Source organism: Thiohalorhabdus sp. Cl-TMA (assembly GCF_041821045.1).
GTDB lineage: Bacteria > Pseudomonadota > Gammaproteobacteria > Thiohalorhabdales > Thiohalorhabdaceae > Thiohalorhabdus > Thiohalorhabdus methylotropha.
Genome location: NZ_JBGUAW010000030.1, coordinates 1 through 2,352, shown reverse-complemented (window position 1 = coordinate 2,352; position 2,352 = coordinate 1). Strand labels below are relative to the sequence as shown.

The following is a 2,352-nucleotide window of genomic DNA, read 5'->3' as shown; positions in this document are numbered from 1 at the left end:
GAGGCTCCTTTCTGAGCCTGAGCATACCCCCTCAGCCGTTTACTTCTACCCCTGTCCAGTTTTTGGGGTCCACTTCATACGTGCAGATCCACGAGCGACCGACGGCCGCATCGGTGCTGAAACAACTGCGCCGGTGGCTTTCCGACTACAACCGCCATCACCCTCATCGGGCGCTGGGAATGCGGTCACCCCGAGCGTTCCGGGGCGCTCAATTGATGTGAACGGGTTTCCGCAAATACGGGGGCAACTACAGGACCTTCCTCAGCTCGGATACCACATTGGTATCCAGCAGATACATCAGGACAGGTCAGCCGGACGCGGTTGCTTCGAGAAACGCGGAAGCTCCAACTCGACATCCTCGCCACCCGGCACCTTGAGGAGGTCCGCGATATTCCGATCCTGGCCCGTTAGCCGGTTGTATTCCTGGATGCTCAACAGGACGTGGGCCGGGCGGCCCCGGTCCGTGATGAAAACCGGTCCCTGCTCCGCAGCCTTCTTGGCCTCGCTGGCATGCTGGTTGAATTCGCGGCTGGTCAGCATCGTGCTCATGGAACCCCCTCCCCGTCGCATATTGTAGTTACCTGACTACAATTGCACAGATTACCACACCATTCGCCCAAGGAGCCGCCCCGGTCGGGGCTCATGCTTCCGCCGTGCTCCCGTCGCCTGCAGCGCCCCCCTTTCTCGAAAGGGGCATCCATTCGAGGATACGGGCTCTACAGGCCACTCCCGCGTGACCCTGGAGCCAGCAGGCGCGAAATGCCCTGGTACAGCAAGGCACGGGCGCTTTTCGGACCGCTCCATTTCGGCGACTACGGCGGCTCGCTGCTGGAGATCCTGTGGGCCGTACTGGATGTGATTTCCTGGCTAGGGGTTGGGGTGCTGGTGGGGGTATTGGGGTGGACCGGAGCGACGGAGCTGGAAGCCAGGCAACTTGAAGTGGCGTTAACGATCTCTCAGCTTCTACGCCGCTTGGCGATTCCGGCCCCGCACCCACCGGATTACCCGGACCATCCGCCAGGCGTGCATGACGAAATACAGATGGCCCAGGAACACCCCGAGCAGCAGGACGTACATAACCCACTCGGGAACGCCCAGCAGCCAGCTGCCAACACCGACGGCGCCCATAAAAGTGGAGATGGCGAGCTGCAGATAGACGGTACTCCGACAGGTAAACCGGGCCCGCTGGAAGATGTGGTGGAGGTGCTCCCGGTCGGCGGCCATGGGGTGGCGCCCTTTCACCAGCCGGCGTCCGATCAGGATCACGGTATCGAAGACGGGAAGCGCCAGTATCCACGCCATGGTGATGGGCGGAACCGTGTTTCCGGGATGGGTGCCCAGTTCCAGGGTGAACCAGGCAACGGCGAAGCCCAGCAGCAGGCTCCCGGAGTCCCCCAGGAAGACGCTGGCCCGGGGCCGCCAGGGATGGGGATAGTTGAAGACGAGGAAGGCCAGAACCGCCGAGGCGAGGATGGCGGGCAGCACGATGAACTGCGGATACCCTTCTATACCCGCCATCAGAGACAGCCATGCCAGTACCACCAGCACCACGCCGCCCGCCAAGCCATCCACCCCGTCCAACATATTGACCGCGTTGACCAGCCCCACCACGCAAAGCAGGGTGAAGGGGGCGGCTAAAGGACCTAACCTCAACTCGCCAATGCCCGGGAAGGTGCCCAGGTGCGCCACGGTCAGATCGCCCCAGAAAACCAGCACCCCCGCCGCGATCATCTGGACGATGAACTTGTCCCGCGCCCGTATGTCATGCAGATCGTCCAAAACACCGGCGATCAGCAGTATGCCCATGCCGAAGAACAGCCCTCGATAGGAACCGAGCTCATTGGGAAGCAGCAAGGCCACCAGGGCGAAAGTGGCGAACAGCCCTATCCCGCCAACGAGCGGGACTTCCCCGTCGTGAGCCTTTCTGCCTCCCGGAATGTCCACCAACCGCAACCGGACGGCCGGCCGCCGCAGGTTGTGGATCAGGAACAGGGCGAGAATGAAGGCCAGAGGACACAGAACGAAAAGCTGGACCATTCGAGCAAGGACCGGTTCCGGGCGTTATAAGACAGTTCGTTTTGTCAGCGCGTCGGGGGCGAAGTGTACCACCCTGTACCCCGACTCCGAATCCTTTCTGTCGCCACCGCGGATACATCGAGCCTTGCACTTGTGAAGTCGGTCACCCCGGCAATGATGGAATGATTTTTATCCCCAAGTTCTTATACTGAGTCCATTCCGCGGACCGGCGTTTTTCAAGGTAGTTGTCGCTTCCCCAGGACTCACGCTGCGGCTTCCTCCGTATCCGAGCGAAAGGCTCGCTCGGGGTTCAGCCAAACCGATCCGGCCGGTGTC

Annotated in this window: 3 protein-coding genes; 1 reads left to right on the top strand and 2 read right to left on the bottom strand. The window is 61.7% G+C overall.

The features are described 5' to 3' along the window. The first annotated feature begins 80 nt into the window (after positions 1-80). A complete protein-coding gene (locus tag ACERLL_RS17700) occupies positions 81-221 on the top strand; it encodes an integrase core domain-containing protein (protein WP_373657421.1) in 141 nt (46 codons plus the stop codon). Between the two features lie 76 nt (positions 222-297). Here the strand turns inward: ACERLL_RS17700 and ACERLL_RS17695 are convergent, their stop codons facing one another. Then, positions 298-549, bottom strand: a complete 252-nt coding sequence (locus ACERLL_RS17695; RefSeq protein ID WP_373657420.1) for a type II toxin-antitoxin system Phd/YefM family antitoxin — start codon at positions 547-549, stop codon at positions 298-300. Positions 550-963: 414 nt separating this feature from the next. After that, complete coding sequence (locus ACERLL_RS17690) at positions 964-2,037, bottom strand: MraY family glycosyltransferase (RefSeq protein ID WP_373657419.1); 1,074 nt, start codon at positions 2,035-2,037, stop codon at positions 964-966. Positions 2,038-2,352 lie beyond the last annotated feature (315 nt).

What these genes read in the sequence shown, in the direction of transcription:
- ACERLL_RS17695 (WP_373657420.1), bottom strand. Translation starts at nt 549, where the DNA reads ATGAGCACGATGCTGACCAGCCGCGAATTCAACCAGCATGCCAGCGAG.
- ACERLL_RS17690 (WP_373657419.1), bottom strand. Translation starts at nt 2,037, where the DNA reads ATGGTCCAGCTTTTCGTTCTGTGTCCTCTGGCCTTCATTCTCGCCCTG.